At 73.5% G+C, this 14,494-nt stretch carries 12 protein-coding genes; 1 reads left to right on the top strand and 11 read right to left on the bottom strand.

What is annotated here, in order from left to right; genetic code table 11:
* The first annotated feature begins 44 nt into the window (after positions 1-44).
* Positions 45-2,306, top strand: coding sequence for a cytochrome P450/oxidoreductase (locus tag JQN84_RS28145; protein ID WP_204961589.1), 2,262 nt, complete (start codon positions 45-47; stop codon positions 2,304-2,306).
* A 189-nt stretch (positions 2,307-2,495) separates the two neighbouring features.
* On the opposite strand, the gene JQN84_RS28140 is transcribed toward JQN84_RS28145, so the two are convergent.
* From JQN84_RS28140 to JQN84_RS28095, 11 genes are all read right to left on the bottom strand, one after another.
* The gene (locus tag JQN84_RS28140; RefSeq protein ID WP_204961588.1) at positions 2,496-3,563 is read right to left on the bottom strand and encodes a TauD/TfdA family dioxygenase; all 1,068 of its coding nucleotides are present in this window, start codon (positions 3,561-3,563) and stop codon (positions 2,496-2,498) included.
* Between the two features lie 127 nt (positions 3,564-3,690).
* Positions 3,691-3,816, bottom strand: coding sequence for a hypothetical protein (locus JQN84_RS32005; RefSeq protein ID WP_255554102.1), 126 nt, complete (start codon positions 3,814-3,816; stop codon positions 3,691-3,693).
* A 214-nt stretch (positions 3,817-4,030) separates the two neighbouring features.
* Positions 4,031-5,176 carry an RNA polymerase sigma factor gene (locus JQN84_RS28135; RefSeq protein ID WP_204961587.1) on the bottom strand — a complete coding sequence of 382 codons (1,146 nt, stop codon included), beginning with the start codon at positions 5,174-5,176 and terminating at the stop codon, positions 4,031-4,033.
* Between the two features lie 3 nt (positions 5,177-5,179).
* Complete coding sequence (locus tag JQN84_RS28130; protein WP_204961586.1) at positions 5,180-5,587, bottom strand: YciI family protein; 408 nt, start codon at positions 5,585-5,587, stop codon at positions 5,180-5,182.
* Between the two features lie 130 nt (positions 5,588-5,717).
* Positions 5,718-6,989, bottom strand: coding sequence for a sensor histidine kinase (locus tag JQN84_RS28125; RefSeq protein ID WP_372446021.1), 1,272 nt, complete (start codon positions 6,987-6,989; stop codon positions 5,718-5,720).
* Positions 6,990-6,997: 8 nt separating this feature from the next.
* Positions 6,998-7,645, bottom strand: coding sequence for a response regulator transcription factor (locus JQN84_RS28120; RefSeq protein ID WP_239486328.1), 648 nt, complete (start codon positions 7,643-7,645; stop codon positions 6,998-7,000).
* 74 nt (positions 7,646-7,719) lie between these two features.
* Positions 7,720-8,985, bottom strand: a complete 1,266-nt coding sequence (locus JQN84_RS28115) for a cation:proton antiporter (protein ID WP_204961583.1) — start codon at positions 8,983-8,985, stop codon at positions 7,720-7,722.
* Positions 8,982-10,319 (bottom strand): cytochrome P450, encoded by a 1,338-nt coding sequence (locus JQN84_RS28110; protein WP_307821460.1) that lies wholly within the window; start codon positions 10,317-10,319, stop codon positions 8,982-8,984. The genes JQN84_RS28115 and JQN84_RS28110 overlap by 4 nt, the downstream gene beginning before the upstream one ends.
* Positions 10,316-11,377, bottom strand: coding sequence for an alpha-hydroxy acid oxidase (locus tag JQN84_RS28105; RefSeq protein WP_204961582.1), 1,062 nt, complete (start codon positions 11,375-11,377; stop codon positions 10,316-10,318). The genes JQN84_RS28110 and JQN84_RS28105 overlap by 4 nt, the downstream gene beginning before the upstream one ends.
* Position 11,378: 1 nt before the next feature.
* Positions 11,379-12,941, bottom strand: a complete 1,563-nt coding sequence (locus JQN84_RS28100) for an NAD(P)-binding domain-containing protein (protein WP_204961581.1) — start codon at positions 12,939-12,941, stop codon at positions 11,379-11,381.
* Entirely contained in the window at positions 12,931-14,448 is a 1,518-nt protein-coding gene (locus tag JQN84_RS28095) for an aromatic amino acid ammonia-lyase (RefSeq protein ID WP_204961580.1), read from the bottom strand. Before JQN84_RS28095 ends, JQN84_RS28100 begins: the two co-directional genes overlap by 11 nt.
* Positions 14,449-14,494 lie beyond the last annotated feature (46 nt).

Genomic DNA, 14,494 nt, shown 5'->3' with positions numbered 1-14,494 from the left:
TGGGCAACACCGCGCAGCGTCCCGCACCTGTGGAGCACGTCCCGATGACCGAACAGCAGCGCACCGCCCCGGCCGGCACGCAGACCGCGACCGAAGACCGGCCCGTCGCGCCCTTCGACCACCACTCGGCCGAGTGCAACACCGACCCGGTGGGCTACTACCGGGAGTTCCGCCAGACCTGCCCGGTCGGCCGGACCGACGCGCACGGCGGCTTCGTCTACACCACCAGGTACGCCGACGTGGTCCGGATCGCCCGCGACGACGACACCTTCTCCTCCGCCCGCGCCACCGCCGGAGGTGACGGCACCGCCATCGTCATCCCCCGGGGCCCCGGCCTGGAGCAGTACCCGATCGAGCTGGACCCGCCCGCCGCGACCGGCTACCGCGACCTGATCAACCCGCTGCTCACCCAGGACGCGGTGGCCGAGCTGGCCCCGATGGTCGCCCGGCACACCACCCGCGTGGTGGACGCCTTCATCGCCGAGGGGTCGGTGGACTTCGTCCGCGACCTGACCAACCCGCTGCCGGCCGCCGTCACCCTCGACTGGCTGGGCTTCCCCGAATCCGACTGGGCCAAGCTCGCCGGCCCGATCCACGACATCTTCGCCGCGCTGCCCGGCAGCGAACGCGCCGTACGCGGGGCCGCCGGCCTGGCCTACCTCGACCAGCGCATCCGCGAGCTGATCGTCGAGCGGCGGGCCGTGCCGACCAGCGACGCGGTGAGCTACCTGGCCGCCCAGCGCCGCCCCGACGGGGAACTGTTCGACGCCGACGAGCTGGTCTCGGTCATCGGGCTGCTGATCGCCGGCGGGGTGGACACCACCACCTCGCTGACCGGCTCCACCCTGGTGCACCTGAGCCGGCACCCCGAGGACCGGCAGCGCCTGATCGACTCCCCCGACCTGCTGCTCACCGCCACCGACGAGTTCCTGCGGGTGTTCGCCCCGTCCCAGTCGATGGCCCGTACCGTCCGCACCGACACCGAGGTCGGCGGCTGCCCGGTCAGCGCCGGTGAGCGGGTGCTGATCCCCTGGGTCGCGGCCAACCACGACCCGGCGGTCTTCCCCGACCCGGAGCAGCTGCGGCTGGACCGCGACGCCGCCCGGCACCTGAGCTTCGGCATCGGCAGCCACCGCTGCGCCGGTGCCCACCTGGCCCGGCTGATGTTCCGCGAGATGATCACGCAGGTGCTGACCCGGCTGCCCGACTTCCGGGTGGTGGAGGAGGGGCTCGTCGCCTACCCCACCCGGGGCAACCAGAGCGGTTGGGACGCGATCCCGGCCGTCTTCACCCCGGGTCCCCGCCGCGACGCCGACGCGGCGGGGACCCGGCCCACCGCCAGCCTGACCGGCGACCGGGAACTGGTCATGGCGGGCACCGCCACCGCCACCGACGACGTGCTGGAGGTCCGCCTGGCCGACCCGACCGGCGCGGAACTGCCGCCCTGGACGCCCGGCGCGCACCTGGAGGTGCGGCTGCCGTCCGGGCGGGTCCGGCAGTACTCGCTGTGCGGCGACCCGGACGACACCCGGCACTACCGGATCGCGGCCCTGCGCGAGCCCGCCGGCCGGGGCGGTTCGGTGGAGCTGCACGCGCTCGCCCGCGCCGGCGTCACCCTGTCGGTACGCGGCCCGCGCAACCACTTCCCGCTCGTCGACGCCCCCGACTACCTCTTCCTCGCCGGGGGCATCGGGATCACCCCGATCCTGGCGATGGCCCGCGAGGCCGACCGCCGGGGCGTGCCGTTCCGGCTGGTGTACGGCGGTCGCAGCCGGGCCTCGATGGCCTTCGTCGACGAGGTGACGGCGCTCGCCGGTGACCGGGTGACCCTGCTGCCGCAGGACGAGACCGGCCTGCCCGACCTCGGCGCGCTGCTCGACTCCACCGGGCCGGACACGGCCGTCTACTGCTGCGGGCCGACCGGCATGATCGACGCGTTGGAGCGGGTCTGCGCCGCGACCGGCCGGTCGGAGCGGCTGCACGTCGAGCGGTTCACCGCCGGGGACGACCTGGAGGTCGCGTTCGACCCCGCGGCGAACACCGAGTTCGAGGTGCACCTGGCGCGGACCGGGGCGACCCTGCGGGTGCCCCGCGACCGTCGCATGATCGACGTGCTGCGCGAGGTCGTGCCGGGCCTGACCTACGACTGCGAGAAGGGCTACTGCGGCGCGTGCGAGACCCGGGTGCTGGCCGGCACGCCGGAGCACCGCGACTCGCTGCTGACCGAGCAGGAGCGTACGGCCGGGCGCAGCATGATGATCTGCGTCGGGCGGTGCCGCTCGGAGCGGCTGGTGCTGGACCTGTAGGTCCTGTCCGGACGGGTCGGCCCAGGTCCCAGGGCCGGCCCGTCCGGACGTCCGTCCCCGGTGGTCGTCAGGCCGCGTTCGCCAGCGCGTGGAGCGTGACCGCCCGGCCGTACGGGTGACCGCACACGGACGGCCCGCCGCGCCACGACACTGGGGCGCTGCGGGCCGTCCTGACGAGGGGCCGGTGGGTCAGTTGCCCCACTCGAAGTTGGGCTCGACCGCCTCGGCGATGCGGAACCGGCCGCCCGGCGCGATCTCGCTGCCGCGCTCGGTCACCACGTGCTTGCCGAACCCGTCGACCAGCGGCCGACCGACGTCGCGCTTGAGCCACAGCCGCAGCAGGTGCCGGCGACGCTCCGGCTCCGGGAAGTCGACGTAACCGGTACGCGAGTGCAGGGCGGCGTAGTTCAGCAGCCACTGCACGTCGCCGGGCTGGAAGTCCATGTCCAGGGCCAGGCCGGGGGCCTGGGACACCTCGTCGTAGAGGTGCAGCAGCTCGATCTGCGCCTCGGTGAGCCGGGGCACCTCCGGGTAGTCCTGCGCCGAGAAGATCATCGAGCTGCCGGCGTAGGTGCTGAACACGCCGTCGACGTAGCTGCAGATCGGCGAGGTGTAGGTGCGGGCCGGGGCGTCCGGGTCCTGCCGGTGCCAGTCCCAGTGCCACGACTCGAACAGCAGCGGCGCGAGGTCGGGCCGCCGGCGCAGGATCTCGTTGTAGATCGTGGTGCCGCTGACCAGGCTGCTCGCCCCGCCGGCCTTGGCCGCCCGCAGGCACATCAGCGCGACCACGTCGGAGCTGTCGGAATGGAACGGCAGCCGGTCGCGGACCCGCGACGGCAGCGCCGACGGGTCGTCGAGGGTCTTGTTGGAGGTGGCGATGACGTGGTCGAGCACGTCACCCATCTGGTTCTGCCCCATCGGCACACCGAGGTGCAGCCCCATCAGGAAGAAGATCGCCCCGGCGAGGGTGTCGCCGTACTCCTCCGTACGCAGGCCCCGGACCAGGATGAAGCCGCGTCCGGAGTCGAGCTGGCGGGCGCATTCCTCGTTGAGGCCGGCGCAGGCCGGCAGCGGGTAGTCGGCGGCGGTCACCGTACGCAGGTCGGGGTTGTCGGCGACGAACTGGCGGCCGACGGTCTCCAGTTCGGCGCGCTCGGCGTCACTGAGCTGGTAGACCCACTCGGTCGAGGTGCGCAGCTCGTCGCCGCGCCAGGCGGACGGGCCGGAGATGGGGGCGAGATCGATTGCGGTGGTCATGATGATGCGCTCCGAGGTTCGGTTCTGCGGAAACGGGTCGGTGTCCCGGGCGGGCGGTGCCGCCACCGGGCTGATCAACGACGTGGGCGCTCGCCGCGTCCCGGGCGGGAGGCGGCGGGCCGATCCGTCAGAACGGGGTCTGCGGGTCCCCGGCGGCGGTCCCGGGGCGCATGCCCTCCCGCGGCGGGTGGACCCGCAGCGGCTCCTCGTAACCGCGCACCAGCAACCCAGAGCCTTGCGGAACTCGGATCATGGCGTTCTCCTGCGGCTGGCGATGATCGGTCCAGGCTAACCAACCCCCGCCGCAACGTCAACAGAGACACCATCTCGCAATACGATCTATTCTCGTCCCCGGACGGCCCGTCGCGCCGTACCGCCCCGGGCGGCCAGCGGCTCGGCCAGCAGCAGCCCGGTGACCACCGACGACGCCGCCGTCAGCCCCGGGTCCCGGGCGGGCGCACCGGAACTCAGCCGGGCAGGCGGGCGTTGAGCCGGGCGGCCTGGCGGATCAGATGGTCGCGTTCGGCGAGGTGGGCGGCCCGGTGGGCAGCCTCGGCGTACCACCGGGCCGCCGTCACCGGATCACCGGCCCGCTCGTGCAGGTACGCCGTCACCGCCGCGTGCCGGGGCACCGCCGGGTCCACCGCCGCGAGGGCCGCCAGCCCCGCCCGCGCCCCGTCGGCCTCCCCGACGGCCACCGCCCGGTTGAGCCGCACCACCGGGCTGTCGGCCAACCGCACGAGTTCGTCGTACCACTCGACGATCTGCACCCAGTCGGTCTCGGCGGCGACGGGCGCGTCGGCGTGCAACGCGGCGATGGCCGCCTGGGCCTGGAACTCGCCCAACCGGTCCCGGGCCAGCGCCGCCTGCAGGATGCGGACCCCCTCGGCGATCGCACCGGTGTCCCACCGGCTGCGGTCCTGCTCCGCGAGCGGGACCAGGCCGCCGTCGGGCGTGGTCCGGGCCGCCCGCCGGGCGTGGTGCAGCAGCATCAGGGCGAGCAGCCCGGCCACCTCCGGATGGTCGACCAGCACGGCGAGCTGCCGGGTGAGCCGGACCGCCTCGGCCACCAGGTCGACGTCACCGGAGTAGCCCTCGTTGAAGACCAGGTAGAGCACCCGCAACACGGTGGTGACGTCGCCGGGCCGGTCGAGGCGCACCCCGGCCACCGTGCGCTTGGCCCGGCTGATCCGCTGCGCCATGGTCGCCTCCGGCACCAGGTAGGCCCGGGCGATCTGGCGGGTGGTCAGCCCGCCGACGGCACGCAGGGTCAACGCGACAGCCGACGACGGGCTCAGCGACGGATGGGCGCACAGGAAATAGAGCCGGAGCGTGTCGTCCACCTCCGACGTCGGCCCCGGCACCGGTTCCTCGACGACGAGGTCCTCGCGCCGACGGCGGGCGGCGTCCGCCCGGCCCGCGTCGAGGAACCGGTGCCAGGCCACGGTGACCAGCCAGCCCTTCGGGTCCCGGGGCGGGTCGGCCGGCCAGACGTCCAGCGCCCGGACCAGCGCGTCCTGCACGGCGTCCTCGGCCGCCGCGAAGTCCGCCCCGCGCCGCACGAGCACCCCGATCACCTCCGGGATGAGCCGGCGCAGCAGGTCACCGTCCACCTGTCACTCGGTGACGGTCGGCGGCGCGGTCAGGAACGGGCGCAGCTCCAGCCACTCGTGGATCGGCCTCCCACCCGCCCCCGGCGCGGCGGACAGCTCCCCGGCCAGCTCGATGGCCCGGTCGTAGCTGTCCACGTCGATCACCATCCACCCGGCGACGAGATCCTTGGTCTCGGCGAACGGCCCGTCGGTGACCGGCGGACGGCCCGGCCCGTCGTACCTGACGAACGTCCCCTCGGGGGCGAGGGCCTGACCGTCGACGAACTCGCCGGTGCCCTCCAGCCGGGCCGCGAAGTCGTTCATGTATTGCACATGGGCGGTGACCTCCTCGGGCGTCCACTTGTCCATCGGGACGTCGTTGACCGCGGGTGGGGCACCCCGGTAGTGCTTGAGCAGCAGGTACTTTGCCATCAGGTCTCTCCTCGGTGCCGGCGCGACCCCCATTCTGGCCGCGTTCACCCCGGGGACGACGCCGGTCCGTCGTTCTCGACATCGGTGGCGGAACTTTTTCTCCGGCCGGAGTGTCGGGACCCGGCACGGCTCACCTGTCGACAAGTTGCCGGACCCGCAGGCGGCGGATACCCGAGGCCCGCTCCGGCACCTCGGGCGACCGGGTGGCGGGCAGCCGGACGGTGAAGACCGCCCCCCGGTGCGGCCGGCCCTCGGCTTCGATCGTGCCCCGGTGGCTCGTCACGACCTCCTGGAGCAGGGCCAGCCCCAGCCCGAACCGGTGCTCACCGGAACCCCCGCCCCGGTGGAAGCGGTCGAAGATGCGCCGCGCGTCGGCCTGGTCGAACCCGACCCCGGTGTCGGCGACCACGAACTCGACGTAGTCGCCGCCGGCCCGCAACGACACGTCGATCCGGCCGCCGGGCGGGGTGTGGGCGAGCGCGTTCGCCAGCAGCTCACCGGCCACCCGGCGCAGCGCCGACGCGACCCCCGGCACCGGCAACGACCCGTCGGGCAGGTCGGCGGCGAGGGTGACCTGCCGTTCGGCGGCCCGTTCCGTCTCGGCGGCGACGGCCGCCCCGACGAGCGCGGTCAGGTCGACCGGAGGGTACGGGCGGCGGTCGGCGGGAGCGGCGGCGAGCTGGGCGGAGAGCAACAGGTCGTCGACGATCTCGCCCAGCCGGCGGGTGCCGCCGATCAGCCGGTCGAGATCCTCCAGGCTGGTGACGCCGCCCCCGGTCCGCGCCCGCCGCGCCATCAACTGGGCGCGGATGTGCACCTGGGCGATCGGGGTCCGCAGCTCGTGGCTGGCGTCGGCGATGAACCGCCGCTGCCGGGTCAGCGCCTCGGCCAGCGGTGCGACGGCCCGCCGCCCGACCAACGTGCCGGTCAGCACCGCGACGAACAGCCCGACCGTGGCGGCGAGGCTGAACGCCAGCAGCAGGTGCCGGCGGTCGGACAGTTGGAACCGCGCGTCGAACACCGCCTGCACGACCACCCCGTCGCTGCCTGACTCGGTGCGCACGTGGTAGGTGGTGCCGTTGCGGGTGACGGCGGTGACCTCGGTGATCCCGGTGGCGGCCACCGACCGCAGCGCCCCGGTCAACGGGAAACCCGCAGGCGGCGGGTTGAGACCGGTGTCGGTGGTCAGCCCGTTGTACCGGAACACCCAGCTGCACGCCGGCGGACCGGGGATGGTCGCGTGCCGGGTGCCCCAGGCCAGCTCCCGGTGGATCTGCGCCTCCTGGCTGCGGACCAGGACGGCGTACGAGATGCCGCCGGCCAGCAGCAGCAGGGCGCTGATGGCCAGCCCCACCAGCAGCCCGATCCGCAGTCGGGCCCGGCGTACCATCGACTGCTCCACCAGCTCCATCACAGCGCTCCGAGTCGGTAGCCGAGCCCGTGCACGGTACGGATCACCGACCGGCCGAGTTTGCGGCGCAGGTAGTAGACGTAGGTGTCGACCAGCGACGTCGCGGCGGCCTCGTCGAAGACCCGGCGGCGCAACTCACCCCGGGAGTGCACGGTGCTCGGCCGGGCCGCCAGCACCCGCAGCAGCTCGAACTCCCGGGCGGACAGCGCCACCCGGGTGCCGTCGGCCAGCACCACGTCGTGCGAGGTCAGGTCGAGCCGCCCGGTGCCGATGCGCAGCACGGTGGTGGACTCCGCGCCGCGCCGGCACAACGCCCGGACCCGGGCGCTCAGCTCGTCCAGGTCGAACGGCTTGCCCAGGTAGTCGTCGGCGCCGGCGTCCAGCCCGGCGATCCGGTCACCTACCCCACCGAGCGCGGTGAGCATCAGCGCCCGGGTCGGGACGGCCCGGGACCGCAGCCGGGCGACCAGGTCGAGACCGTCCAGCACCGGCAGCATCCGGTCCACGACCAGCACGTCGTAGCTGCGGGTGAGCCCCAGGTGCAGGCCACGCTGGCCGTCGGCGGCCCGGTCGACGAGGAACCCCTCACAGCTCAGTGTCTCGGTGAGCAGGTCGGCCAGTTCCTCGTCGTCCTCGACCAACAGCAACCGGTTAGGTCCTCCCCCGTGCATGCCTCCACAATCCCACAGGGCAGGCCCAAAAAGTGATAACTATCTTTTTGTCATTTCACCGTGGCGAGTGCCGGTGTCCGGACGGCGTCGCCCCGACGGGCCTCCCGGCCCTCGATCCAACTCAGCAGCGGAGTCGTCATCATCGTGGTGATCAGCGCCACCAGCACCAGCACGGTGAACAGCGAGGCGTTCACGATGCCCGCCTCCAGACCGACGTTGAGCGCGATGAGCTGCATCAGACCCCTGGCGTTCATCAACGCGCCCACCCGCAACGCGACGCCCTGCGACTCGCCCCGGAGCCGGGCCGCCGCCCAGCAGGCACCGAACTTGCCGACGATCGCCGCCGTCACGCAGGCCACCGCGAACAGCAGCACCGGCGCGCTGCCCAGCAACCCGAACTCCGTACGCAGCCCCGAATAGGTGAAGAACAGCGGCAGGAAGACCGTCGCGGCGACCGGGGTGAGGGTGTCCACCACCCGGTCGGTGTTGGCGGTGTGCGGCATCACCACGCCGACCGCGAACGCGCCGAACACCGCGTACAGGCCGATCTCGTCGGTGTACCAGGCGACCAGGAAGAGCAGGGCCACCGTGCCGAGCACCCGGGCGGAGTCGTTGAGGCGGGAACTGGTCATCAACGCCGTGGTCACCCGCGGCCCGCACAGCCACAGCACCAGCGCGAACAGCACCGCCCCACCGGCGGTGACCACCGCCGGCCCGGCCCGGCCGGAGGCGAACGCCAGCACCACGGCCAGCATGATCCAGGCGACCATGTCGTCGAGCGCGCCACTGGCCAACGACAACGTGCCGTGCCGGGTGCCGGCCTGTCCGCGTTCGGTGATGATCCGGGCCAGCATCGGGAAGGCGGTGATGGCCAACGCCACCCCCACGAACGCGGCCGACACCCCGATCGACGTCCCGTCGGCCCGCATCGGCACGGCGTCCGCGGTGACCACGACCAGCCCCACCCCGAGGACCAGCGGCGCGGTCACCCCGGCCAGCGACACCAGGCCGGCGGTGCCGACCAGGCCGGTGACCCGGTGGGCGCTGAAGGCGTACCCGGCCTGGAACATGAACAGCACCAGGCCGACCTGGCCCACCACGTACAGGACCGGCAGCAGCGCGGCCGGGAACAGGGCGTCCTTCACCTCCGGCAGCACGAACCCGAGCAGCGACGGGCCCAACAGCACACCGGCGAGCATCTCGCTGACCACGGCGGGCTGCCCCACCCGGCCGAGCAGCCAGGCCACCGCCTTGCAGAAGATCAGGATCACCGCGACCGCGATGAAGAACCGTGGAGCCAACTGGGTGGGGGTCACCGGACCGCCTCCTCGAAGTAGTTGGTGCACAACCGTTGTCGCCGGGCGTCGACGACCATCCAGGCGCCGAACACCAGTTGCCGGACACCGCGCCCCACGTCGGCCCACCGGTCCCGGCCCCGCATCGCGGCCAACCGCAGCCACCCCGGACCGGCCACCCCGGCCGGGGTCAGGTACGCCGGACCCCGGCTGGGCAGCGACCGGCTGTGCGCGGCCGAGGACGCCAGGGCGTACCGGCGCAACACCTCGCGGGTCGCGGCGCGCAGCATCACCGGCGCGACCCCGCGCGCCGGGCAGGCCCGGTTCGCGGTGACGCCGTACGGGATGAACCGGGCGTCGCGGCGGCGCAGCGTGCGCCACCGGTCCGGGTCGAACCGTTCGTCGCCGGCCGGTCCGCTGCGCTGGAAGGCCAGGTAGTTGAAGAGCAGCACCGACCCGGCGGGCAGGGTCACCCCGGAGGGCAACCCGATCGGCGCGGAGGTGATCCGGTGCGCGACGCCGAACAGCGGGTGCAGCCGCAGCGTCTCGTCGATCACCCGGTCCAACGCGTCGTCGTCGTCCAGACCCCGTTGCAGGTCCGGCCGGTTGGCCAGGGCCAGCAGCACGTGCGCCATCGCCTCGGACATCTGCACCACCGCCGTGGTGCCGAACGCGCCGTGCAGGTACCAGGCCGTCTCCTCGGTGGTGAACGGGGCCGGCAACGTCACCGGGCAGGTGCCCGCCTCGACCCGCCCACGCAGGTAGCGGGTCAACGGGTCCCGCCGGTCCATGTGCCGCAGCCCGGTGCACTTCAGCGCGGCGGCCACGTCGGCGGCGTTGGCGACGAACAGCGCCCGGACCTCCGGCGGGCACACCTCACCGAAGATCAGCTCGTGGTAGACCTCCGCCCACACCGGCATCATCAGGTCCCGCAGCCGGACGTGGACCCGCCCGGCCGGCAACTCGTCGAGCACCCGCCGGGTGGCGGCGGTGGCCAGCGCGTCGGCGCGCTGGGGTCGCACCGCGAGCACCTGCCGGGTCACCCCGGCCACCGTCCGGTACCGCTCCCCCGGCTCCAGGTGCTCCTGGTGCATGTGCGGGCCGGGCGACAGCCAGTACCAGAACAGGTCGGACAGGCCGGCGCCCCGGCTGCGCCCGTCAGCCGCCGGATCGGCGTACAGCCGCTCGAAGTCCTCGACGTCGACGAGCGGGCCGGGCACCGGGATGCCCTCCCCGCCGTTGACCCGGGCGAACACCCACTGCCGCAGCCGCACCACCGCCGCCGGCAGCCACCCGGGCAGGGTCCAGGCCACCCCGAGCACGACCAGCGCGCCGCACAGCACCGGCGCGCTCACGCCGGGGCTCCCGTGGTGACCAGATCGGCGCTCAGGTCCCCCGGCCGTGCGGCACCCACCAGCGCCAACGCCCGGTCGAGGTCGGCGCGCAGCAGGTCGAGCACGTGCCGCACCCCGGCCGCGCCGCCCACCGCCAGCCCCCACAGCACCGGACGGCCGACCAGCACGGCCGTCGCCCCGAGCGCCAACGCGACCAGCACGTCGACGCCGCGCCGCAGGCCACCGTCGACCAGCACCGGCAGCCGCCCGCCGACGGCCGCCACGACGGCCGGCAACGCGTCCAGGGTGGCCGTCACCCCGTCGAGTTGCCGGCCGCCGTGGTTGGAGACCACCACCCCGTCCACCCCGTGCTCGACGGCCAGCCGGGCGTCCTCGGGATGCAGCACCCCCTTGAGCAGGATCGGCACGGTGGTGAGCCGGCGCAGCCGGGCGACCAGCTCCCAACCCACCCGGGCGGTCATCTCGATATCCCGGACCCGGCCGTCCGCGTCACGCATGTTCTCGCAGACCAGGCCGGATGGCAGGTCGACGAATCCGTGCCGCAGGTCGCGCTCGCGCCGACCGAACACGGGCGAGTCGACCGTCACGACCAGGGCCCGGCAGCCGGCGGCCACCGCCCGCCGGACCACGGTGGTGGTGAACTCCAGGTCGGTGTGCGGGTAGAGCTGGAACCACAGCGGCCCGCCGGCCGCCGCGATCTGCTCGACCGGCCGGGTGGCCGCCATGCTCACCACCATGACCGTGCCGGCGTCGGCGGCGGCCCGGGCGGTGGCCAGCTCGCCGTCGGGGTGGGCCAGCCGGTGGAACGCGGTCGGCGCGACCAGCACCGGCATCGAGACCTCGCTGCCGAGCAACGAGATCCGCAGGTCCCGGTCGCCGGTGCCGCGCAGCACCCGGGGCACCAGGAAGCGCCGGGCGAAGGCCGCCTCGTTGGCCCGCAGGGTCCGCTCGTCGCCCGCGCCGCCGGCGAAGAAGTCCCAGTGCACCGGGTCGAGGCGACGCCGGGCGACGGTGGCCACGTCGGCCAGGTTCAGCGCCACCTCGTCGAGGGCCGGCACGTCAGTCCCCGGCCCCGCGCAGGCACCTGTCGACGAAGGCGGCCAACGGTGTCACGTGCACCTGCGGCCGGTCCCACCGGTTCTCCAGGTTCTCCGCCAGGTGGTGGGTCGCGACGACCTGCCCCGCCCGGTGGTGACGCACCACCGGATGCAGGTACGCCGCGTCGTGGGCCTGGCCGACGACGTCCTGGGCGACCCGTCTCACCGTGACGTCGAACGGGTCCACCTGGTCGTGCTCCGGGCCGTACTCCAGGGTGACCACGAACGCGTCGGAGTAGTCGTGGTCGGCGGTGCGCAGGCCGGTCTCGGTGAAGTAGTCCACCGGCACCTCCTCGTGGTAGCGCGCGTCGGCGTCGGCGACGGTCACCACGTCGGCGAGGACGTCGAACTGCTGCCACAGCGCGGAGGTGCGGTTGACCCGGGCGATGATCGCGTCGGCGATCGACGCCCCGTTCGCGTCCAGCTTCTCCGTCGGCCACGGCGTGTCCCCGTACCGGCGTTCGAGGATGCGGTGCAGGGCCCGCACGGCGTACCGGAAACCGTGGATGAACCCGTTGGTCGAGCGCTTGAAGTCCCGCTGCTGGGTGATGGTGCCGGCGAAGAACAGGTCGGGCACGTTCACCGACTCCCACTGTGCGGTCTGGGCCGGGAAGCGGTCCCGGATCGCCAATTCCGGCCGGCACGACCCGTCGAAGATCGACGCGTCGAAGGCGAACCCGGTGCAGACCAGCACCCGGTCGTAGCGCAGCTCCTTGGTCACCTCGTCGGCGCGGGAGAACGCGAACGTCACCGTGTAGCCGTCGGCGTCGCGGGTGATCCGCCGGACGGTGCCGTCCAGGATCGCGTTGGCCGACTTGAGCTGGTAGGTGTCGAGGAAGTTGTTGTTCACCGCCCGCAGGTGCCCGACGTAGTGGGTGCGCCAGGCCATCCGCACCGAGCTGGGCCCGGCCAGGTGGATCAGGGTGGTGGTCTCCATCAGGTTGTCCGCCGTCTCGAACGCGGAGTTGCCCTTGCCGATGATCAGCACCTTCTGGTCGAGGTAGTCGCGCGGGTCGACGGGCATGTCCGCGTACTGCTCGGCCAGCTCCAGCCCGGGAATGTCCGGCAGGTACGGCCGGGACACGCCGGTGGCGACGACCACCCGCCGGGCCCGGAACGTCTCCCCGGCGTGCACCTCGAAGATCCCGTCCACCTTGGACACCGAGGTCACCCGCGCGCCGTAACGCACCTTCACCCCGGTCTTCGCGGCAAAGTCGGCCAGGTAGCGGACCATCACGTCGGCGTCCGGGAAGTACCGCTGCGTGTACGTGGTGAACCGCAGCGCCGGATCGTCGGTGAGCAGCGAGTTCCAGTCCAGCCGCAGGTTGAGCTCCGGATCGTCGGAGCCGGTGTGCGGCTTGTTGATGGAGATCAGTTGCCGGTGCCGGGGGTAGGTGGCGAAGAACGCGCCCGGGACGTCCGCGCCCTCCAGCACCAGGTAGTCGCGCCGGCCGTCGGCTTCCAGCAGGGCGGCCAGTTGCAGGCCGGCGGGGCCGGCTCCGATGATCAGACAGTCAAGCGTCATGACGGCCATCCAGGGTGAGAGGGGTCAACGGAAGTTCCAATGCGTCCATCACGTCGGCGGCCCGCCGGACGTCGCCGTCGAGCGGCCGGTCCGGGTCGACCGGGGGGATCGCCGCGACCAGCGCCGCCAGCGCCGCGCCGCAGCCCGGCGCGGTGGGCGTACGGGCACCCACGTACGCGGCCTGACGCAACCCCAGCGCCAGCGAGCCGACGATCAGGCGCAGCAGCCCGGCCTGGTCGAAGACCCGCAGGGCGGCCTGGGTGCCGAGCGGGATGACGTCCTGGTTGTGCAGGTTGGTCGGCAGGCTCTGCATGCTCGCCGGCATGGCGTCGCGGCGGATCTCGGCGATCAGCGCGGTGGAGGCCAACTGCACCCCCTGGAGCCCGTGCTGCTGCCCCGGGCCGGCGGCCAGCATCGGCGGCAGGCCACCGTTGCGGTGCGGGTCGACGAGCAGGTCGAGTTGCCGCTCGACGAGGTTGCCGACCTGCGCCACCACCATCGACAGCAGGTCGGCGGCGAACGCGGCGGGCTGGCCGAAGAAGTTGCCGCCGTGCACCACCAGGTCGTCGTCGGGGAAGAACAGCGGATTGTCGCTGACGCTGCCCAGGTCGGTGGTGACCACGGAATCGACATGGCGCAGCGCGTCCTCGGCCGCGCCGAGCAGCTGCGGGGCGCACCGGATGCTGTACGGCTCCTGCAACGCGCGCTTGCCCGACGGGACGAGCCCCTCGCTGACCTGCCGCATCCGCGCGCCCACGGCGATCGCCCCCGGGTGCCCGTACGCGCGCAGCAGCCGGGCGTCGAGGAACTGCGGGTCGCAGCCGAGCAGGTCGGCCAGCAGGCAGGTGAGCACCTGCGCCGACCGGTGCGCGGCGCGGACCGCGGACAACGCAAGCGCCGTCGCCGCGGTGGTCAGCGAGGTGCCGTTGACCAGGGCCAGGGCGTCGCGGCCGTCCAGCGGCAGCGGGGTCAGGCCGGCCTTCTCCAGCGCCTGCGCGGCCGGCAGGCGTACCCCGTCGAGGTAGGCGTGGCCGCGACCGCGTAGCGCCTGGGCCGCCGCGCCCAGCGGGATCAGGTCACCGCTCGCGCCGACCGAACCCCACCGCGGCACGGCGGGCACGAAGGTGGTCCCGAGCATCGCCGCCAACGCGTCGACGACGTGCGGGGACACCCCGGACGCGCCCCGGGCCAGCGACCAGGCCCGGACCAGCACGGTGGCCCGGACGATCTCGGGGGCGAGATCCGGGCCGTGGCCCGCGCCGAGGTGGGCGAGGGTGTTGTCGGCCTGGTCGCGCAGGTCGGCCCGGCCGGCGTACCCGACGAGGGCGCCGAAACCGGTGGTGCTGCCGTACACCGCGCGGTCCTCGCCGAGCACCTCGGACAGGAAGGTGCGGGTGCGGGTGACCCGGTCGCGGACCTGAGCGCCGACCACGACCCGGACCGGGTCGCGGGCGGCGCTCAGGTCGGCGATCCGCAGCGGCGCCGCGAGATCAACCTCTGTCGTCATGCGACCGGACCCTAGAGAGCGATTCTCAGAACGCTCTGAAATCGGG

This window comes from Micromonospora humidisoli (assembly GCF_016900955.1).
Lineage (GTDB): Bacteria > Actinomycetota > Actinomycetes > Mycobacteriales > Micromonosporaceae > Micromonospora > Micromonospora wenchangensis.
Note: the sequence above shows the minus strand (reverse complement) of the source record. Positions and strands in the feature narration are given on the sequence as shown.